This is a genomic window from Burkholderia sp. AU45251 (assembly GCF_030482905.1).
GTDB lineage: Bacteria > Pseudomonadota > Gammaproteobacteria > Burkholderiales > Burkholderiaceae > Burkholderia > Burkholderia aenigmatica.
This window is the reverse complement of sequence record NZ_JAUJQH010000026.1, coordinates 33,051-53,257: the sequence shown is the minus strand read 5'-3', so window position 1 is coordinate 53,257 and position 20,207 is coordinate 33,051. Positions and strand designations below refer to the sequence as shown.

Here is a 20,207-nt window from a genome sequence, read left to right as displayed (position 1 = left end):
GGAACGACGATGAACGCACAAGAAGCCAATTTCGACGGGCTCGTCGGCCCGACCCACAACTACGCCGGGCTGTCGTTCGGCAACGTGGCGTCGCTCAACAACGAAAAGTCGGCCGCGAATCCGAAGGCCGCCGCGAAGCAGGGGCTGCGCAAGATGAAGCAGCTCGCGGATCTCGGTTTCGCACAGGGTGTGCTGCCGCCGCAGGAGCGGCCGTCGCTGCGCCTGTTGCGCGAGCTTGGCTTCTCCGGCAAGGACGCGGACGTGATCGCGAAGGCTGCGAAGCAGGCGCCCGAACTGCTCGCCGCGGCGAGCTCGGCGTCGGCGATGTGGACCGCGAACGCGGCCACCGTCAGCCCGTCGGCCGACACGAGCGATGGCCGCGTGCACTTCACGCCGGCGAACCTGTGCAGCAAGCTGCATCGCGCGATCGAACACGACGCGACGCGCCGCACGCTGTCGACGCTGTTCGCCGATCCCGCGCATTTCGCGGTGCATGAAGCGCTGACCGGCACGCCGGCACTCGGCGACGAAGGCGCGGCGAACCACACGCGCTTCTGCGCCGAATACGGCAAGCCGGGCATCGAGTTCTTCGTGTACGGCCGCGCGGAATACCGCCGCGGCCCCGAGCCGAAGCGCTTCCCGGCACGCCAGACCTTCGAGGCGAGCCGCGCGGTCGCGCATCGCCACGGGCTCGCCGAGGAGGCGACGGTCTATGCGCAGCAGGATCCGGACGTGATCGACGCGGGCGTGTTCCACAACGACGTGATTTCGGTCGGCAACCGCGACACGCTGTTCACGCACGAGCGCGCGTTCGTCAACAAGCAGGCGATCTACGACACGCTGACCGCTGCGCTCGACGCACGCGGCGCGCGCCTGAACGTGATCGAGGTGCCCGAGGCGGCCGTGAGCGTGAACGACGCGGTGACGTCGTACCTGTTCAACAGCCAGCTGCTGTCGCGCGCGGACGGTTCGCAGGTGCTCGTCGTGCCGCAGGAATGTCGCGAGAACGGGAACGTCGCGGCCTATCTCGACGAACTCGCGGCCGGCAACGGCCCGATTCACGACGTGCTCGTGTTCGACCTGCGCGAAAGCATGAAGAACGGCGGCGGCCCTGCCTGCCTGCGCCTGCGCGTCGTGCTGAACGAAGCGGAACGCGCGGCCGTCACGTCGAACGTGTGGATCAACGACACGCTGTTCGCGTCGCTCGACACATGGATCGACCGGCACTATCGCGATCGCCTCGCACCGGACGATCTCGCCGATCCGGCGCTGCTCGACGAATCGCGCACGGCGCTCGACGAGCTCACGCAGATCCTGCGTGTCGGTTCGCTGTATGACTTCCAGCGTTGATTCCCGCATGGCCGCCGCGCTGCTCGACGACTTCCTCGCGTTCACGCTGACCGGTCGCGCGCCGTCCGTAACGGACGGCACCTGCGCCGCCGGCGCCGTGCGCTGGCAATGGCTCGGCGACGGGCTGCTCGCGCTCGAACCGGCCGCGGCCGAGGCTGCGGGCGCGGCGCGCCCGAGCGTGCTCGTGTCGGCCGGCGTGCACGGCGACGAGACGGCGCCGATCGAGCTGCTGTCGATGCTCGTGCGTGATCTCGCGTCGGGCGCGCTGCCGCTCGCGTGCCGGCTGCTCGTCGTGCTCGGCAACGTGCCGGCGATGCGTGCCGGCGAACGCTATCTCGACGACGACCTGAACCGCCTGTTCAGCGGCCGTCACGCGCAGGTGCCCGCCAGCCGCGAAGCGCCGCGCGCCGCGCAGCTCGAGGCGGCGGCTTCGTCGTTCTTCGCGGCCGCGCCGGCCGGCGCCGCGCGCTGGCACATCGACATGCACACGGCGATCCGCGCATCGGTGTTCGAGCAGTTCGCCTTGCTGCCGCACACGGGCATGCCGCCGACGCGCACGATGTTCGAATGGCTCGGCGACGCGCGCATCGCGGCCGTGCTGCTGCATACCGCGAAGGGCAACACGTATTCGCATTTCACGGCGGAGCATTGCGGCGCGCTCGCGTGCACGCTGGAACTCGGCAAGGTGCGCCCGTTCGGCCAGAACGACCTGACGCGTTTCGCGCCGGCCGACCGCGCGGTGCGCAAGCTCGTGTCGGGTGCGAGGGGCGATGCCGACGCGACGCTGCCGCGCGTCTTCACGGTGATCGACCAGATCACGAAGCAGAGTGACGCGCTGGAACTGTTCGTCGCGGCCGACGTCGCGAACTTCACCGCGTTTGCACGCGGCACGGTGCTCGCGCAGGACGGCGACTACCGCTACACGGTGAAGCACGACGAGGAGCGCATCGTGTTCCCGAATCCGACGGTGAAGCCGGGTTTGCGCGCGGGCCTGCTCGTCGTCGACACGACGCACGACACGCTCGCCGCGCTCGTCTGACGGTGACCGATTGCGCGCGGCCGCGGCGACCTGCGGCCCGCGCTTCACCTGGCAACGATTCCATTTTTGAGATGAGGTCAGTGCGCCGCGCAGATGGCCCGCGCGGCGCGCTTGCGTATTTGCGACATCGTCTTGCAAGTTCGATGGGCAGCTCGGTTGACGTCGGCGCACGCAGTGCAGCATCACGTGCCGGCGGCTGCTTTGCCATATCGGGCCGCGCGGATTGGTACAATCGCGGCCTTGCGGCTGTTGCGCCGCATCACGGCGCGGTGGCAGCGTTGCCGCGGTCATCCGACCCTGCAATGATGCATGCGCCCGTAGTTCCGGAACATTCGAGTATCGAGGAGAACACCTGATGAAGTTGGATTGGCGTAAAGTGGCCGCGCATGCGGTGGTGGCGGCATCGGCCGTGGCGGCAGGCAGCGCGATGGCAGCGGATCTGAAAGAGATCCGTTTCGGCGTCGAAGCCTCGTACGCGCCGTTCGAATACAAGACGCCCGACGGCAAGCTGACCGGCTTCGACATCGACATCGGCAACGCGGTGTGCGCGAAGCTGAAGACGAAGTGCGTGTGGGTCGAGAACGACTTCGACGGCCTGATCCCGGCACTGCAGGCGCGCAAGTTCGACGCGATCAACTCGGACATGACGATCACCGACCAGCGCAAGCACGCGATCGCGTTCACCGATGCGATCTACACGATCCCGAACCAGCTGATCGCGAAGCAGGGCAGCGGCCTGCTGCCGACCCCGCAATCGCTGAAGGGCAAGCGTGTCGGCGTGCTGCAGGGCACGATCCAGGAAGCGTACGCGAAGAAGAAGTGGGCGCCGGCAGGCGTTGAAGTCGTGCCGTACCAGACGCAGGATCTGGCCTACGCCGACCTGAAGTCGGGCCGTCTCGACGCGACGTTCCAGGACGCGGAAGCCGGTTCGAAGGGCTTCCTGACGAAGCCGCAAGGCCAGGGCTTCGCGTTCGCGGGCGGTACCGTGAGCGACGCCGAGATCCTCGGCTCGGGCGTCGGCTTCGGCCTGCGCAAGAACGACGCGGCGCTGAAGACCGCGCTCGATCAGGCGCTGAAGGAACTGAAGGCCGACGGCACGATCGACAATCTCGCGAAGAAGTACTTCAGCGTACCCGTGACGCTCAAGTAAGCGTAGCGTTCGATCGCACGATGCAAGCAAACCGGCCGCTGATGCGGCCGGTTTGTTTTTGGGGGCGGGAAAGGACGAGAGAAGCGGCGGCCACGTCAGGCCGGAAAGAACCGTCCCAGTTCGCGCGCGAGCTCGTTGAGCACGGCCATCTCCTGCTGCGTGATCTTGCGCGCGGGCTGCGCGCCGGCCCAGTCGCCGTACAGCAGCGCGACGGTCGTCGTGCCGACGCGCACCGGCAGCAGCACGAACGCGCGCGTGTCGTCGAATGCGTCGAGATACCACGCGGGCAAGCGCTTGAGCATCTTCGGCTCCTGCGCCTGCTCGATGAAGATACCGACCGAGTTCGAGATCGCGAGATGAAACACGTCCGGCTCGAAGCGCTCGTCGAAACGCAGCCGGTCGAGCGTCGTATCGACGCCGGGGCCGAAGCCGAGGCGCGCGGCGAACATGCCGTCGTCGTGGCGCACGAACATCACGGTGCGCGTGAACGCGAGGCCGGCCAGCAGGCTCTCCGATGCGAGCGCGAGCACGGGGGTGAGCACGTGCTCGGACGGCAGCGCGCGCAGGTCCGCGAGGCCGGCTTCGAGGCACGCCTCGGGCTCGGCCTGAGCACGTGCGATCGCATCGGCGTTCGCACGCAGCTCGACGATCTCGCGCATCACGGTGTCGCTCGCTTCCTCGCGCGAGAGCCGCTCGGCGATCTCGACGAGTGCGTCGGATTCCATGTCGAGTTCCGCGCCGTAGTGCTGCGCGAGCGCCGCGATGCGCGCGTCGCGCTGCGGGCTCGCGGGTATCACGAGCGCGCTCGCGACGTCGGTCGAGCAGCGGCTGATCGCGCGCAGCCAGCGGACGCGGTCGGCCGGGCCGTCATCTGTTGCATGGTCCGCATCGTCGTCGTCGTTGCCGAACGCATCGACGTGAACCAGGTGCTCATGGTCGGCCATTCCCGCGCGGATCACGTCGGGCAATCGCCAGCGCGCGGCCGCCTCGAGCCCGATCTCGTCGAAGCCGACGCCGAGCACATCGACGCAGGCAGCCGTTTCGTCGCCGTTCAGCTCGGCCGCGCGGCGACGGATCCGGTCCCACTCGCTGTCGAGATAGCAGACCACGAGCAGCTTGCCGACCTGGCGCATCAGCGTGCAGACGACGGCTTCCTCGCCCCCGCGCAGCTCGGCGCGCTCGGTTAGCTTGCGTGCAACGCAGCCGGACAGCAGCGCGCGGTTCAGTTCGAGCTTCGCGTCGATGCGCCGCGGCGTGCTGTGGTGGAAATGGTCGACGAGCTTGAGCCCGACGACCAGATGGCCGACGGCGTCCATGCCGAGCACCATCAGTGCGCGGGTCACGGTCGTGATGTTGCCGCCGAACGCCATGTACATCGCGGAGTTCGCGAGCCGCAGCACTTTCTGCGTGAGCGCGAAGTCCGACAGCACGACGCGCACGAGCGCGGTGAAGTCGAGGTCGTCGTTCTTCATCGCGGCCATCGTCGCGCGCAGCGATTCCGACAGCAGCGGGAAATCGCCCCGTTCGTTCATCCGGGCCCACAGCTTGTCGAGCAAGGCGGTGCGGGGCAGGTGTTCGGTGATTGACATACGGATCTGTCCGGTTCGCCGCGCGCGTCAGGCGGCGGCGTGCAGGTGCAGCTGCTGCGCCTCGAAGCGCCGCGCGAGCTCCTCGGAAGGCAGCGCCTGGCAGACGAGCCAGCCCTGGATATGGTTGCAGCCCATCTCCGTCAGCAATTCGCGCTGCGCCTCGGTCTCGACGCCTTCCGCGACGAGCTCGAGATCGAGCGTCTGCGCGAGGCCGACCACGGCCGACACGATCGCGCGGTCGTTGCGCGAGGTCAGCAGGTTCTCGACGAAACTGCGGTCGATCTTCAGCTTCGCGAGCGGGAAGCGCTGCAGATACGCGAGACTCGAATAGCCGGTGCCGAAATCGTCGATCGCGAAGCGGATGCCGAGATCGGTGAGTTCCTCGAGCAGCCCCTTCGCATGCGCGGGATCGTGCATCAGCAGGCTTTCGGTGATTTCGAGCACGATGCGGCGCGGGTCGATACCCGTCAGCGCGATCGCCTCGCGCACGCTCTGCGTGAAGCGCGGGTCGCGGAACTGCTGCGGCGACACGTTGACCGCCACGTACTGCAGCGCGAGCCCCTGGCGATCCCAGGCGACGAGCTGCATGCACGCGGCCTTGAGCACCCAGTTGCCGAGATAGTTGATCAGGCCGATCGACTCGGCGAGCGGAATGAAGGTCGCCGGCGGCACGAGCCCGTGCACCGGATGACGCCAGCGGATCAGCGCCTCGACGCCGACCACCGCGCCCGACTGGCTGCGCGTGATCGGCTGGAAATGGAGCGAAAACTCGCCGTTGCGCACGCCGTCGTACAGGTCGGCTTCGAGCTTCAGCCGTTCGGCATCCGCCGGATCGTCGACGGGCGCGTGGAAAGCGAGCGCGTTGCCGCCCGACGCCTTTGCCTGCGCGAGCGCGTGGTCGGCGCGGCGCAGCAGCGGGCTGTGGTGCTGCGCGCGATGGGGCACGGCGCGCTCGTCGGGGTAGAGCGCGATGCCGATGCTCGCGGACAGGTGCACGGTCTGCCCCTGGTACACGTAGGGCTCGCGCACCGCGGCCTGCAGCCGGCGCGCGAGCGCATCGGCGGCATTGCTTGCCTGCGTGCGGTCCGGCGCGCCGAGCACGACCGCGAACTTGTCGCTCGCTACGCGCGCGAGCCGTTCGTTCGGCGTGACGATTGCCTTCAGCCGCTGCGCGGTCTCGCGCAGCAGCATGTCGCCCGCGTCGTAGCCGAGGGCGCGGTTGATCCGCTGGTAGTCGTCGAGGTCGAGCAGCAGCAGCGCCGCGCAGGTGCCGTCCGCGTCGGCGGCCTGCTGCGCGCGCATCAGCGCGGGCACGAGCGCGGACAGGTTGTCGAGCCCCGTCATCGGGTCGTGATGCATTTCGTAGGTCAGGCGCGCCTCGAGCGCGCGCCACGACGACACGTCGAACGCCGCGATCGCGAACCCGTCGACTCCGTGGTGGCGGCTCTTGAACGCGCGAATCTCGACGTCCAGCGGGTAGGTGAGCGACTTGACGATGCACATCGTCGCCTTCTCGACCTGGCCGGAACGCGCGGCGCGTGCAAGCAGGCCTTCGAGCGCCGCGGTATCCTGTTCAGCGATCAGGTCGCGCAGCGTCAGCGTGTGCAGGTAGTCGCGGTGGTAGCCGATGAAGCGCAGGCTCGCGTCGGATACGTACAGAAAGCGCAGCTCTCGGTCGACGTGGGCGAGGAAATCCACCGTGCCGACCGTCTGTTCCAGCCAGTTGCGCACGGAGTCGTCGCGGCGCGGCGCGCCGGCGCGCGCGGGCATCAGCGCGCCGCCCGACCAGGCGAAGCGGCGCAGCGTATGCAAGGCGCTGCGCCAGGAGCCCTTGCGTGACGTCTGTTTCCTGTTGGCTTCCATGTTTCTCGCTGACGTGAAGGGCTGGAACCGGTTGTCCGGAAGGAATAACGGCAGGCGATACGGAATCTTTAACGGACCGGCCGCGGATGGCGCTGCCGCTGGACCGGATCGGCCACGCGGGTGTTCGACAGGCGAACGCCGGCGTGGCCTACATTGAGGCTGACTTTATAAGAAATGAGGACGCAGATGAAGCGAAAACTGTTGCTGGGCGCCGCCGTGGCGGCGCTGGTGGCCGGCCATGCACTGATGGCGCAGGCGGAACTGAAGCCGGGCGCCGCAGCGCCCGATTTCACGACGCAGGCGTCGCTGGGCGGCAAGACTTACACGTACTCGCTCGCGGACACGCTCAAGCAGGGGCCGGTCGTGCTGTATTTCTACCCGGCCGCGTTCACGAAGGGCTGCACGATCGAGGCGCACGCGTTTGCGGACGCGGTCGACCGTTACAAGGCTTACGGTGCGACGGTGATCGGCGTATCGGCTGACAAGATCGATACGCTGACGAAGTTTTCGGTGAGCGAGTGCCGGAGCAAGTTCCCGGTCGCGGCCGATCCGGACGCGAAGATCATCCGCGAATACGACGCGAAGCTGCCGGCGATCGACAAGGCGAACCGCGTGTCCTACGTGATTTCGCCGGAAGGGAAGATTCTCTACGAATACACGAGCATGTCGCCCGACAAGCACGTCGAGAACACGCTCGCCGCCGTGAAGGCGTGGGCCGACGCGCATCCGAAGCAGTAAACGGGCGCCCCGCGTGTCAACGCGGCCCGTCGTGCGGGCCGCCGGTACGGATCGACGCAGGCGCCGCGTGGCGGCACGTGCGAGGCGGTTATGCGCGCAATGCCTGCTCGATCGGCACGCTGCCGCCGACGAAGCCGACGATCTTGCGCGAAATCCCGAGCTTGATCGCCTCGATCGCGGCCCAGGCCACATCCTGGCGCGACACGGGCGGGGCGGCGTCGAACCACGCGTCGGTCAGCGCGATCTTGCCGACGCCCGGATCGTCCGTGAGCGGGCCGGGGCGCAGGATCGCGTAGTCGACACCCGACGCGATCACGCGATCGTCGCCTTCGCGCTTCATCTGCGAATAGTGGTGCAGCGCGTCCGGGCCGAGTTCGGGCCGGTACGCGGACAGTGAACTGACCACCACGAGCTTCTGCGCGTTGTAGGCGAGCGCATATTCGGCCGCGCGGGCGACCGCGTCGCGGTCGACCTGTTCCTCTTCGGCCGCGCCTTCCGATTCGGCCGAGCCGGCCGCGTAGATCACGTGCGTGATGCCCTGGAAGGCATGCGAGAAATCGTTCGTCAGATCGGCCTCGACCACCCGCGCGCCCTCCAGCGCATAGCCGTGCCGGCGCACGAGCGCCGTGACCTCGAACTCCGGCTGCTTGAGCAGCAGATCCGCGCAGGCCTGGCCCGTTCGGCCGGTCGCGCCAATCAGCAGTACCTTCGTCGTCATGAAACCGCTCCTTGGTCGATGCGTCATCCTTCCAGATAGGGACGGACGACCGATATCTCAAGTGTAATGTCGATTTGCCGCCGTGGCGGGTGTGTATTAAGGGGCATACCGGCTGCGGGCGGCAGGACAGACCTTCCGGCCGTCATTCATTCACACCGATGCGGGAATGACGCGCCGACCGGCTATCATGTGCGCGATGCATTTTTCGCCGCTACGTCATACAACGCATCGGCCCACCGGTTGGAGTACACATGGCATTACCCCTGGACAACGTCAGCATGGCCGTGTTCTGCGACTTCGAGAACGTCGCGCTCGGCGTGCGCGACGCGAAGTACGAGAAGTTCGACATCAAGCCCGTGCTGGAGCGCCTGCTGCTGAAGGGCAGTATCGTCGTGAAGAAGGCCTATTGCGACTGGGATCGCTACAAGGGCTTCAAGGCGTCGATGCACGAAGCGAGCTTCGAGCTGATCGAGATTCCGCACGTGCGCCAGTCGGGCAAGAATTCGGCCGACATCCGGCTCGTCGTGGACGCGCTCGACCTCTGCTACACGAAGTCGCACGTCGATACGTTCGTGATCATCAGCGGCGACTCGGATTTTTCGCCGCTGGTGTCGAAGCTGCGCGAGAACGCGAAGAAAGTGATCGGCGTCGGCGTGAAGAAATCGACGTCGGACCTGCTGGTCGCGAACTGCGACGAATTCATCTTCTACGACGACCTGGTGCGCGAGCAGCAGCGTGCGCTCGCGAAGCGCGAACAGCAGCAGCGGGCGGGCAACGGCGGCGCGAAGCGGCCGGACGAGCCGTCGCGCAAGCACGACATGGACGCGCGCAAGGCCGAGGCGATCGCGCTGGCGGTCGAGACGTTCGACGCGCTGGCGTCGGAGCGCGACGACGTCGGCAAGATCTGGGCGTCGGTGCTCAAGAGCGCGATCAAGCGTCGCAAGCCGGATTTCAACGAGTCGTACTACGGATTCCGCGCGTTCGGCAACCTGCTCGACGAGGCGCAGGCGCGCGGCCTGCTCGAAGTGGGGCGCGACGACAAGTCGGGCGCGTTCGTGTCGCGGGCACGCCAGTCGGCGGCCGCGGAGCACGTCACGGCGGGCGGTGAAGGCGGCGGGCACGGCGGCGCGCACCACGGTCACGGTACGCGTGCGGCCGAGCCGGCGCGGGCCGGGCGCAATGCGCAACGTCGCGGGCAGCGGGCGGAAGCGGTCGTGCACGAAAACGTGCAGGTCGAAGCAGACGAGGCGGAAGTGGCCGAGGTTGCCGAGGTGGCACCGATGATGCCGCCGGCGGAAACGGCCGAAGCGGCCGACACGCATGGCGAGGCAAAGGATGGCCGCAAGCGCGCGCGCAAGACACCGGCGAAGAAGGCCGGCGCGAAGAAGGGCGCCGCCGCGAAGAGCGCTGGCCGTCACGCGGCCGGGAAGACCGAAGACACCGTCCACGACGCGGCGAAGCACGGCGGCGACAAGCACGCGCACGGCAAGCATGCCGACGACGCGCAGCGCGACGCGGAGCAGGGCGACGAGCGGCATGTCACGGTGACGCATGCCGGGCCGGCGGCAGGCGATGCCGGTGGCGGGATTGCCGCCGCCCAGCCGTCGCACGACGCGGCGCCGGTCGAAGCGAATGCCGATGCGGCCGCGGAAGCGCCGGCCGCTGCCAAGCCGAAGAAGCCGGCCCGCAAGGCGGCACCGCGCGCGCGTCGTCCGCGCAAGACGGCGGCGGACGCTGCCGAGTAACGTCGGTCGGCCGGATGCCGTCCCGAGCGGGGCGGCATCCGCGCCACGATACTGGCTGGTGCAACGCCGGCCCGTCGAACTAGCCGTTCAGCGCATAAGGCTGCGTCATCACTTCGAGGAAGTGGCCGTCCGGATCGTCGAAATACACGCCGCGGCCGCCGTTGTGGCGGTAGATGTCATCGGGTTGCCGTTTCGCCGGATCGGCCCAGTGCGGCAGCCCGCGCTCGCGAATGCGCGCGAGCACGCGATCGAAGCCGGCTTCGTCGAGCAGGAACGCGTAATGCTGCGACCTGATTTCCCCCTTCTGTTCGTAAAAATCGAGCGACACGCCGTTGCCGAGCGGGACGACCAGCATCGCGCCGAACGGCGTCGGCGGCGGCAGTTCCAGAAGCTCGGTGAGGAAGCGGCTCGACGCGCGCTTGTCGCGGCACCAGACGATCGTATGGTTGAGCTGGACGTTCATGGCGGATTCCCGGCAAAGGGCATCGCGGTGGGCATGGACTCACGATAGCCGATCGCCGCCGCGGTTCAAGCGCAAAAAAACGGCCGCTCAAAGTCGGGCGGCCGTTTTCCGTTACTCGCCGGCGACTGCCGGCCCGCCGGAATTCCCGCGGCGGTTGCGCCGCTTCTCGGCCCACACGCGGAACCGGTCCATGTACAGGTAGACGACCGGCGTCGTATAGAGCGTCAGCACCTGCGACACGATCAGGCCGCCGGCGATCGCGATCCCGAGCGGCGCACGCAGCTCGGCGCCGTCGCCGCTGCCGAAGGCGAGCGGCAGCGCGCCGAGCAGCGCGGCCATCGTCGTCATCATGATCGGGCGGAAGCGCAGCAGGCACGCCTCGTGGATCGCGTCGAACGACGACTTGTGGTTGTTGCGCGTCTGGTCGATCGCGAAGTCGACCATCATGATCGCGTTCTTCTTCACGATACCGATCAGCAGGATCACGCCGATCAGCGCGATGATGCTGAACTCGGTCTTGAACAGCAGCAGCGCAAGCAGCGCGCCGACGCCGGCCGACGGCAGCGTCGACAGGATCGTGATCGGGTGGATGTAGCTCTCGTACAGGATTCCGAGCACGATGTAGACGGCCAGCAGCGCCGCGAGGATCAGGATCGGCTGGTCGTTCATCGACTGCTGGAACGCCTGCGCGGTGCCCTGGAAGCTGCCGACGATGGTCGGCGGGACGCCGACCTGCGCCATCGTCTGATAGATCACCTGCGTCGCCTGCGACAGCGACACGCCGGGCGGCAGGTTGAACGAGATCGTCGTCGCGACGAACAGCCCCTGGTGGTTGACCGACAGCGGCGTCGTGCTCGGCCCGAACGTCGCGATTGCCGACAGCGGGATCATCGTCGACTTCGATGTCGACACCGACGCACCCGACGACGCGCTCGACTTGCCGCTCGCGGCGATCGAGTTGAGCGCCTGGTTGCGCGCGGAATCGGACGCGATCGCCGCGGCGCTCTGCGTGGCCGTACCGGCGCTCGACGTGCCGGCGGAGGTCGCGACATAGGTGCCGGCGGCCGCGTTGGTGGTCTGCGAGCCGTTCGCGCTGCCGCCCGACGTGCTGACCCACACCTGGTTCAGCATCTCGGGGCTCTGCCAGTATTTCGGCGCGACTTCCATCACCACGTGATACTGGTTCAGCGGGTTGTAGATCGTCGAGACCTGGCGCTGGCCGAACGCGTCGTACAGCGTATTGTCGATCTGCGCGGGCTTGATGCCGAACCGCGCGGCGGTTGCGCGGTCGATCGTCACCATTGCTTCCATGCCGCCTTGCTGCTGGTCCGAGTTCACATCGGTCAGCTCGGAGCGCTTCTGCAGCGCTTCGGTCAGGATCGGCCCCCACTTGTACAGGTCGGCGCTCGAATCGCCGAGCAGCGTGAACTGGTACTGCGCGTTGCTCTGCCGGCCGCCCACACGAATGTCCTGCGCGGCCTGCAGGAACGTGCTCGCGCCGGCGACGTCCGACAGCGGGCTGCGCAGTTGCTGGATCACCTGGTCGGCCGACAGCTTGCGCTCGGTACGATCCTTCAGCGTGACGAACATGAAGCCCGAGTTGGTCTGCGTGCCGCCGGTGAAGCCCGCGACGCTCTTCACGTTCGGGTTGCTCTGCACGATGCGCATCATCTCGGAGAATTTCAGCTTCATCGCCTGGAACGACGTCGACTGGTCGGCGCGAATGCCGCCGATCATCAGCCCGGTGTCCTGCTGCGGGAAGAAGCCCTTCGGCACGACGATGTACAGGTAGACGTTCAGCCCGATCGTCGCGAACAGGGTCAGCAGGATCAACAGCGGCCGGCGCAGCGCCCACGACAGCGAGCGCTCGTAGCCGCGCTGCATGCGGCTGAAACAGTGTTCCAGGAATCGCGCGAAGCGGCCTTCGCTCTGCGGGTCGTGCGACTCGGGCAGCAGGCGCGCGCACATCATCGGCGTGACCGTGAGCGACACCGCGAGCGACACGGCGATCGCGAGCGACAGCGTCAGCGCGAATTCGCGGAACAGGCGCCCGACGATGCCGCCCATCAGCAGGATCGGCAGGAACACCGCGACGAGCGAAATGCTCATCGACAGCACCGTGAAGCCGACCTCGCGCGCGCCGTCGAACGCGGCCTGCATGCGCGACTTGCCGTTCTCGATGTGCCGCGAGATGTTTTCGAGCACGACGATCGCATCGTCGACGACGAAGCCGGTCGCGACGATCAGTGCCATCAGCGACAGGTTGTCGATCGAGAAGCCGAGCAGGTACATCGCGCCGAACGTGCCGATGATCGAGATCGGCACCGCGACGCTCGGGATCAGCGTCGCGCGCCAGTTGCGCAGGAACAGGAACACGACCATCACGACGAGGCTGACCGCGATCAGCAGCGTGTGCTCGGTATCCCTCAGCGACGCGCGGATGGTGGTCGAGCGGTCGAGCACCGGCGTGACCGTGATGTCGGCCGGCAGCGACGCGGTGAGCTGCGGCAGTGCCGCGCGCACGCGGTCGATCGTATCGATGATGTTCGCGCCGGGCGAGCGGTAGAGGATCACGAGCACCGCGCGCTTGCCGTTCGACAGGCCGAGGTTGCGGAGATCCTCGACCGAATCGACGACGTCGGACAGATCGGACAACCGCACGGCCGAGCCGTTGCGATAGGCGACGACGAGGTCGCGGTATTGCGACGCCTGGGAGGCCTGGTCGTTCGTATAGAGCTGGTAGTGCTGCGGGCCGAACTCGATCGCGCCCTTCGGCGCGTTGGCGTTCGCGGACGCGAGCGCCGCGCGTACGTCTTCGAGGCCGATCCCGTAATGGAACAGCGCTTGCGGCTCGAGCTCGACGCGCACCGCCGGGTTCGCGGAGCCGCTCACCGTGACCTGGCCGATCCCGTCGATCTGCGACAGCGACTGCTGCAGCACCGTCGACGCGGAGTCGTACAGCTTCGCGGGCGACGAGGTCTCCGACGTCAGAGACACGATCATGATCGGCGAGTCGGCCGGGTTGACCTTGCGGTAGGTCGGGTTGCTCTTCAGCGCGGCGGGCAGGTCGGCGCGCGCCGCGTTGATCGCGGCCTGCACGTCGCGTGCGGCGCCGTCGATGTCGCGGTTCAGGCCGAACTGCAGGATGATCCGCGCGTTGCCGACCGTGCTCGTCGACGTCATTTCGGAAACGTCGGCGATCGAGCCGAGATGCCGTTCGAGCGGGCTCGTCACGCTGGTCGCGACGGTCTCGGGGCTCGCGCCGGGCAGCGACGCCTGCACCGAGATCGTCGGGAAGTCGACCTGCGGCAGCGGCGACACCGGCAGCTTGATGAACGCGAACAGGCCCGCGAGCGCGACGCCGATCGCGAGCAGCGTCGTCGCGACGGGGCGGGTGATGAAAGGGCGCGACAGGTTCATCGCTTACGCATCCGTACGCGAGCCGGCTTGCGGGCCGTGGCGTTCGAACCAGCCGCGCACGCGGCGCGCGAGCGAGTCGAAGCCGAGATAGATCACGGGCGTCGTGAACAGCGTCAGCACCTGCGACACGATCAGGCCGCCGGCGATCGCGATCCCGAGCGGCTGGCGCAGCTCGGAGCCGGCACCGGAGCCGACGATCAGCGGCACCGCGCCGAGCAGTGCGGCGAGCGTCGTCATCAGGATCGGCCGGAAGCGCAGCAGGCATGCCTGGTAGATCGCCTCGCGCGGCGGCTTGCCTTCGACGCGCTCGGCCTCGAGCGCGAAGTCGATCATCATGATCGCGTTCTTCTTCACGATACCGATCAAGAGCACGATGCCGATGATCCCGATGATGTCGAGGTCGTGCCCGGTGATCATCAGCGCGAGCAGCGCGCCGACGCCGGCCGACGGCAGCGTCGACAGGATCGTGATCGGGTGGATGTAGCTCTCGTACAGCACGCCGAGCACGATGTACATCGTGATGACGGCCGCGAGGATCAGGAACAGCTGGTTCGACAGCGACGCCTGGAACGCGAGCGCCGCGCCCTGGAAGCGCGTCTGGAACGACGCGGGCAGGTTGATGTCCTTCTCGGCCGCGTCGATCGCCTTGACCGCCTCGCCGAGCGACGCGCCGGCCGCGAGGTTGAACGAGATGGTGGTCGACGGGAACTGCGACAGGTGCGCGACCAGCAGCGGCGACGGCCGTTCGTGGAACGACGCGATCGACGACAGCGGCACCTGGCCGCCGCCCGCCGACGGCAGGTAGATGTCGTTCAGCGATTGCGCGTAGTGCTGCTCCTTCGGCTCGGATTCGAGAATCACGCGGTACTGGTTCGACTGCGTGAAGATCGTCGACACGATGCGCTGGCCGAACGCGTCGTACAGCGCGTTGTCGACGGTCGCCGGCGTGATGCCGAAGCGCGCGGCGCTCGGACGGTCGATCTCGATGTAGACGGACTGGCCGTTGCTCTGCAGGTCGGTCGCGACGTCGGCGAGCGACGGCTCCTGCTGCAGTCGAGCAACGAGCTTCGGCACCCAGGTCGCGAATTCTTCCGAGTTCGGGCTCGTCAGCATGAACTGGTACTGCGTCGGGCTGACGGTCGAGTCGATCGTCAGATCCTGCACCGACTGCATGAACAGCGAGATGCCGGTGATGTTCGCGACGCGGTGCTGCAGGTCGCGGATGATCTGCGCGGCCGTCTCGGAGCGTTCGTCGCGTGCCTTCAGGTTGATCAGCATCCGGCCGCTGTTCAGCGTGATGTTGCTGCCGTCGACGCCGATGAACGACGTGAGGCTCTCGACGTTCGGATCCTTCAGGATCTCGGCCGCGAGTGCCTGTTGGCGTTCGGCCATCGCGCCATACGAGATCGACTGCGGCGCCTGCGTGATCGCCTGGATCACGCCGGTGTCCTGCGCGGGGAAGAAGCCCTTCGGCACGTAGACGTACAGCAGGCCCGTCAGCGCGAGCGTCAGCAGCGCGACGACGAGCGTCGAGCGCTGGCGGTTCAGCACCCATTCGAGCGCAACCGCGTAGCGCGCGATCACCCAGTCGATCGCCTGGTGCACGCGCGCCTCGAAGCGATGGCTCTCGGGCGGCGGCGAATGACGCAGCAGCTTCGCGCACATCATCGGCACGAGCGTGAGCGACACGATCGCCGAGATCACGATCGTCACCGCGAGCGTGATCGCGAATTCATGGAACAGGCGGCCGACTACGTCGCCCATGAACAGCAGCGGGATCAGCACCGCGATCAGCGACACCGTCAGCGAGATGATCGTGAAACCGATCTGCTTCGAGCCCTTCAGCGCGGCCTCGAGCCCCGAATCGCCTTCCTCGACGTAGCGCGCGATGTTCTCGATCATCACGATCGCGTCGTCGACGACGAAGCCGGTCGCGATGGTGAGCGCCATCAATGACAGGTTGTTCAGCGAGAAGCCGGCCATGTACATCACTGCGAGCGTGCCGATCAGCGACAGCGGCACCGACAGGCTCGGGATGATGGTCGCGTAGACGTTCGCGAGGAACAGGTACATCACGAGCACGACCAGCCCGACCGCGAGCAGCAGCTCGAACTGCACGTCGCGCACGGCGGCGCGGATCATCGTCGTGCGGTCGGTGACGATCTGCACGTCGAGCGCGGCCGGCAGCGTTTCCTGCAGCTTCGGCAACTGCGCCTTGATCGCGTCGACCGTCTGGATCACGTTCGCGCCCGGCTGGCGCTGCACGTTCAGGATGATCGCGGGCTCCTTGTTCACCCACGCGCCGAGCTTGGTGTTTTCCGAGCCGGCGACGACCGTCGCGACGTCGGTGAGCATCACCGGGCGGCCGTTCTTGTATGCGACGACCGCGCTGTTGTACTGGTCGGCGCTCGTGAGCTGGTCGTTCGCGTTGATCGTGTACGCGCGCGACGGGCCGTCGAAGTTGCCCTTCGGCGTGTTGACGTTCAGGTTCGAGATCGTCGTGCGCAGGTCGTCGAGGTTCATCCCGTACTGCGCGAGCGCGGTCGGGTTCGCCTGGATCCGCACGGCCGGGCGGTTGCCGCCCGACAGGCTGACGAGGCCGACGCCCGCGATCTGCGAGATCTTCATCGCGAGACGCGTGTCGGCGAGATCCTGCACCTGCGTGAGCGGCAGCGTCTTCGACGTGACGGCAAGCGTGAGCACCGGCGCATCGGCCGGGTTGACCTTCGCGTAGATCGGCGGGGCAGGGAGGTCGGACGGCAGCAGGTTGCCGGCCGCGTTGATCGCGGCCTGCACTTCCTGCTCGGCGATGTCGAGCGGCAGGTCGAGCGAGAACTGCAGCGTGATGACGGACGAGCCGGCCGAGCTCTGCGACGACATCTGGTTCAGCGACGGCATCTGCCCGAACTGCCGTTCGAGCGGCGCGGTGACCGACGAGGTCATCACCTCCGGGCTCGCGCCCGGGTAGAAGGTCTGGACCTGGATCGTCGGATAGTCGACTTCCGGCAGCGCGGCGAGCGGCAGGAAACGCAGCGCGACGAGACCGGCCAGCATGATCGCCGCCATCAGGAGGGCGGTGCCGACCGGCCGGAGAATGAAGAGGCGGGATGGATTCATCGAGCGGCCCGCGCGTTACTGGGCCGCGGGGGCCGCAGCCTGCGACGCGCCGTGCTTGTTGCCGCCGTGATGGCCGCCGGTGCCCGATGCACCCGACGCCGCACCGGCGCCACGCGCGCCCGACGCGCCTTTCGGCTTGTCGGCCGGGATCGAGATCTTTGCGCCTTCGCGCAGGCGATCGGAGCCGTCGGTCACCACGCGCTCGCCGATCGCGACGCCGCTGACGATGCTCGTGCGTTCGCCGTCGACCGGGCCGGTCGCGACCTTGCGCACCGTCACCGTGTTGTCGGGTTTCACGACGTAGACGAACTGGCCGATCGAGCCGGTCAGCACCGCCGAGGTCGGCACGATCGTCGCGTTGCGCATCACGTCGACGAGCAGGCGCGTGTTCACGAACTGATTCGGGAACAGCATGCCTTCCTTGTTATCGAAGTTTGCGCGCAGCTTGACGGTGCCGGTGCTCGTGTCGATCTGGTTGTCGAGCGTCGCGAGCGAGCCGGTTTCGAGTGGCACCGTGTTGTTGCGGTTGTATGCGGTGACCGACAGCTTCTGGCCCGCGTTCACCTGCTTGAGGATCTGCGGCAGGTTGTCTTCCGATGTGGTGAAGATCACGCTCATCGGCTGCAGCTGCGTGATCACGACGAGGCCGTTGGTATCGCCCGGCGTCACGTAGTTGCCGGGGTCGACCTGGCGCAGGCCGACGCGGCCCGACACCGGCGCGGTGATGCGCGCATACGTGAGGTTCAGCTTCGCGGAATCGATCGCGGCCTGGTCGGTCTTCACCGCGCCTTCGTACTGCTTGACGAGTGAAGCCTGCGTATCGACGGTCTGCGACGCGATCGAGTCCTGCGACAGCAGCGTCTGGTAGCGCTTCAGGTCGAGGCGGGCCGTCGCGAGCAGCGCCGAGTCGCGCGCGTGCGTGCCTTCGGCGTTCTCGAGCGACACCTGGTACGGGCGCGGGTCGATCTGCGCGAGCACGTCCCCCTTCTTGACGATCTGGCCTTCCCGGAACGAGACCGACTGCAGGTAGCCCGACAGTTGAGTCTTGACCGTCACGTTCGCGAGCGGCGTGACGGTGCCGAGCGCGGACAGCACGATCGGCATTTCGCCTTGCGTCGCGCTCGCGACCTGCACGGGCTGCGGAATGTTTGCCATCGCGGCGGGGCCGCCACGGCCGCGGTGGCCGCCGGCACCCCCGGCGGCGCTTGCGCCCGCGCCGCTCGCGCCAGTGCCGGCCGCCGGCGTGCGGTTCCACGGGTGCCACCACAGCAGGCCGCCGATGACGACGACCGTGAGCGCGCCGGCCATCAGCGTGCGGCGCGGGCGCCGCGCGGCGGGGGACGCGGGGTCTTTCGAAGGAGGCGTGGGCTTTTGTTCGTTATCCATCGTGATCTGTCAGGAAGACGGCGCGGCGTGCCGGAAATCGGACTGCTGGGCTGCGCGTGGGCGAGCGGTGCCGGGAGGGGGCGCCCGGCTCGGTCCGGGGCCCCGCCGGCCTGCGCGGGAAAAGAGCGGTGCGCACCGCGAATGCGGCGCGACGATGGGCATGATCCTACGTCCCGTCCCCGTTACAGTCCAGTGCTCTATCTTTCAACGGGTTACGGTCGTTACAGAACGCGACAGGACGATGACGAAACGATTACACGCTGATGCGCCGGGCCGGTGCGCCGCCGATTTCGCGGGTGATTTTCGCGATGCATTCGTGCAGTGCCGGCACCACGTGTTCGTGCAGCCATTCGGGCGGGCACTGGTGCGACGCGCCACCGCAGTTCACCGAATAGCGCTGGCCCGACGGGCCAACGAAACCGGCCGCGACGGCATTGAGGCCCTCGCGCCATTCGCCGATCGCGATCGCGTGGCCGTCGCGCATCGCGTCGTCCAGCGCGGGGTTCAGGCGCGCGGACACATGCGGCCAGTCGTCGCCTGCCGTGGTGCGCAGCGACTCGAGCAGCAGGCGGCGCTCGTCGTCCTCGAGTGCGGCGAGATAGGCACGGCCGACCGCGGTGCGCGCGATGTCCATCCGCGAGCCGATCTCGAGGCGCGTGACGAGCACGGCCGAGCGCGGCCGGATCACGTCGATCGCGACCATGTCGAGCCGGTCGCGCACCGCGAGGTGCACGGACAGCGACGTGCGTTCGGCCAGCTCGATCATGAACGGCCGCGACCGCGCGCGGATGTCGAAGTTGCGCAGAAAGCCGTGGCTCAGTTCGAGCACCGACGCGGTGAGCACGAAGCGCTCGCTGTCGGGCAACTGGAACAGGAAGCCGGCGCTGACGAGTGTCGCGGTGATGCGCGACACGGTAGGCTTCGGGATGCCGGTCAGTTCAGTCAGCTCGCGGTTGCTGACGGGCGCGTCGGCCGCCGCGATGCGACGCAGCACGGCGAGGCCGCGGGCGAGGGCGGTGATCTCGTCGGGCGAGGATTCACGGTCCCGCGACGCGGGAGAGGTTACAGTTGTCGACACGAGGGATTCTCTCTATTTCCGAAACTCGATTTCAATTTTGTTGGTATTGTAGGACTATTGTCAAAAGATGCATGTTCTGCGGCTGAACCGGTCATTGGATGAGATTTTACGGGTTCACCCTTGGTTTATTAGGAAAACGCTCAAATGTGCGTTGCCAGAAAGTGCATGAACCGGTGCAAATACCGCTTGACTTGTCGGGCGGAAACGGAAAGAATGTCTCACGTTTTCGAAACATCGTTTCAAGAGTTTAACCGGCAACGATGTTTCGCGCAGTCTCTCAGGTTCTAGCACGGCCCTCGGAATGGCTAGAACTTTTTTAGCGCCACGGTCTCCGTGGCGCTTTTTTTTGCCCGTTATCGGGGCACAACAAAGTCTGCAGCAACAAGATAGAGCGGTTTCAGAGACACCAAAGTATGCAGCATCGCGAAAAAGTGTTGTTCGATGCACCATTTTAAGCGTGTTTGGCTATTATATTTTGCTTGTTGATAGCCTGGTGTCGGATGGAAATGCTTCCGGAGTTTCGGCCTGCGACGTAGGCGTGACGTCTCGGA

13 protein-coding genes are annotated in these 20,207 nt (G+C 67.1%); 5 read left to right on the top strand and 8 right to left on the bottom strand.

Annotated features, from left to right (window positions below):
* Positions 1–9 precede the first annotated feature (9 nt).
* From astB to QZM67_RS32910, 3 genes are all read left to right on the top strand, one after another.
* Entirely contained in the window at positions 10–1,350 is a 1,341-nt protein-coding gene (gene astB, locus QZM67_RS32920) for an N-succinylarginine dihydrolase (protein ID WP_089450180.1), read from the top strand.
* Positions 1,334–2,389: a succinylglutamate desuccinylase gene (gene astE / locus QZM67_RS32915; protein WP_175026430.1), complete on the top strand. Its 1,056-nt coding sequence runs from the start codon at positions 1,334–1,336 to the stop codon at positions 2,387–2,389. The genes astB and astE overlap by 17 nt, the downstream gene beginning before the upstream one ends.
* Positions 2,390–2,744: 355 nt before the next feature.
* Complete coding sequence (locus QZM67_RS32910; RefSeq protein WP_043182082.1) at positions 2,745–3,539, top strand: ABC transporter substrate-binding protein; 795 nt, start codon at positions 2,745–2,747, stop codon at positions 3,537–3,539.
* A 95-nt stretch (positions 3,540–3,634) separates the two neighbouring features.
* On the opposite strand, the gene QZM67_RS32905 is transcribed toward QZM67_RS32910, so the two are convergent.
* Together QZM67_RS32905 and cdpA are read right to left on the bottom strand one after the other, a co-directional pair.
* A complete protein-coding gene (locus QZM67_RS32905) occupies positions 3,635–5,128 on the bottom strand; it encodes an HDOD domain-containing protein (protein ID WP_043182084.1) in 1,494 nt (497 codons plus the stop codon).
* A 27-nt stretch (positions 5,129–5,155) separates the two neighbouring features.
* Positions 5,156–6,898, bottom strand: a complete 1,743-nt coding sequence (gene cdpA / locus QZM67_RS32900; protein ID WP_205821115.1) for a bifunctional diguanylate cyclase/phosphodiesterase — start codon at positions 6,896–6,898, stop codon at positions 5,156–5,158.
* A gap of 279 nt (positions 6,899–7,177) precedes the next feature.
* Here cdpA and QZM67_RS32895 point away from each other — a divergent pair, with 279 nt between their 5' ends.
* Positions 7,178–7,729, top strand: coding sequence for a peroxiredoxin (locus tag QZM67_RS32895; RefSeq protein ID WP_301809812.1), 552 nt, complete (start codon positions 7,178–7,180; stop codon positions 7,727–7,729).
* 88 nt (positions 7,730–7,817) lie between these two features.
* Here the strand turns inward: QZM67_RS32895 and QZM67_RS32890 are convergent, their stop codons facing one another.
* Positions 7,818–8,447, bottom strand: a complete 630-nt coding sequence (locus tag QZM67_RS32890; RefSeq protein ID WP_301809811.1) for an NAD(P)H-binding protein — start codon at positions 8,445–8,447, stop codon at positions 7,818–7,820.
* Positions 8,448–8,698: 251 nt separating this feature from the next.
* Between QZM67_RS32890 and QZM67_RS32885 the strand changes: the two genes are divergently transcribed.
* Complete coding sequence (locus QZM67_RS32885) at positions 8,699–10,192, top strand: NYN domain-containing protein (RefSeq protein WP_301809809.1); 1,494 nt, start codon at positions 8,699–8,701, stop codon at positions 10,190–10,192.
* Between the two features lie 79 nt (positions 10,193–10,271).
* On the opposite strand, the gene QZM67_RS32880 is transcribed toward QZM67_RS32885, so the two are convergent.
* The 5 genes from QZM67_RS32880 to QZM67_RS32860 form a co-directional block, all read right to left on the bottom strand.
* Positions 10,272–10,655 (bottom strand): VOC family protein, encoded by a 384-nt coding sequence (locus QZM67_RS32880; RefSeq protein ID WP_043182094.1) that lies wholly within the window; start codon positions 10,653–10,655, stop codon positions 10,272–10,274.
* Positions 10,656–10,766: 111 nt separating this feature from the next.
* Positions 10,767–14,075: an efflux RND transporter permease subunit gene (locus tag QZM67_RS32875; protein ID WP_175026434.1), complete on the bottom strand. Its 3,309-nt coding sequence runs from the start codon at positions 14,073–14,075 to the stop codon at positions 10,767–10,769.
* A gap of 3 nt (positions 14,076–14,078) precedes the next feature.
* Positions 14,079–17,192 carry an MdtB/MuxB family multidrug efflux RND transporter permease subunit gene (locus QZM67_RS32870; RefSeq protein ID WP_175026435.1) on the bottom strand — a complete coding sequence of 1,038 codons (3,114 nt, stop codon included), beginning with the start codon at positions 17,190–17,192 and terminating at the stop codon, positions 14,079–14,081.
* Positions 17,193–17,207: 15 nt separating this feature from the next.
* The gene (locus QZM67_RS32865) at positions 17,208–18,578 is read right to left on the bottom strand and encodes an MdtA/MuxA family multidrug efflux RND transporter periplasmic adaptor subunit (protein ID WP_301809805.1); all 1,371 of its coding nucleotides are present in this window, start codon (positions 18,576–18,578) and stop codon (positions 17,208–17,210) included.
* Between the two features lie 253 nt (positions 18,579–18,831).
* Positions 18,832–19,656, bottom strand: coding sequence for an IclR family transcriptional regulator (locus tag QZM67_RS32860; protein WP_175024396.1), 825 nt, complete (start codon positions 19,654–19,656; stop codon positions 18,832–18,834).
* Positions 19,657–20,207 lie beyond the last annotated feature (551 nt).

Excerpts from the sequence above, each read along its gene's own strand:
- QZM67_RS32890 (WP_301809811.1), bottom strand. The coding sequence starts at position 8,447 with ATGACGACGAAGGTACTGCTGATTGGCGCGACCGGCCGAACGGGCCAG.
- QZM67_RS32875 (WP_175026434.1), bottom strand. The coding sequence starts at position 14,075 with ATGAACCTGTCGCGCCCTTTCATCACCCGCCCCGTCGCGACGACGCTG.
- QZM67_RS32885 (WP_301809809.1), top strand. The coding sequence starts at position 8,699 with ATGGCATTACCCCTGGACAACGTCAGCATGGCCGTGTTCTGCGACTTC.
- astE (WP_175026430.1), top strand. The coding sequence starts at position 1,334 with ATGACTTCCAGCGTTGATTCCCGCATGGCCGCCGCGCTGCTCGACGAC.
- astB (WP_089450180.1), top strand. The coding sequence starts at position 10 with ATGAACGCACAAGAAGCCAATTTCGACGGGCTCGTCGGCCCGACCCAC.
- QZM67_RS32870 (WP_175026435.1), bottom strand. The coding sequence starts at position 17,192 with ATGAATCCATCCCGCCTCTTCATTCTCCGGCCGGTCGGCACCGCCCTC.
- QZM67_RS32910 (WP_043182082.1), top strand. The coding sequence starts at position 2,745 with ATGAAGTTGGATTGGCGTAAAGTGGCCGCGCATGCGGTGGTGGCGGCA.
- QZM67_RS32880 (WP_043182094.1), bottom strand. The coding sequence starts at position 10,655 with ATGAACGTCCAGCTCAACCATACGATCGTCTGGTGCCGCGACAAGCGC.
- QZM67_RS32865 (WP_301809805.1), bottom strand. The coding sequence starts at position 18,578 with ATGGATAACGAACAAAAGCCCACGCCTCCTTCGAAAGACCCCGCGTCC.
- cdpA (WP_205821115.1), bottom strand. The coding sequence starts at position 6,898 with ATGCCCGCGCGCGCCGGCGCGCCGCGCCGCGACGACTCCGTGCGCAAC.
- QZM67_RS32895 (WP_301809812.1), top strand. The coding sequence starts at position 7,178 with ATGAAGCGAAAACTGTTGCTGGGCGCCGCCGTGGCGGCGCTGGTGGCC.
- QZM67_RS32905 (WP_043182084.1), bottom strand. The coding sequence starts at position 5,128 with ATGTCAATCACCGAACACCTGCCCCGCACCGCCTTGCTCGACAAGCTG.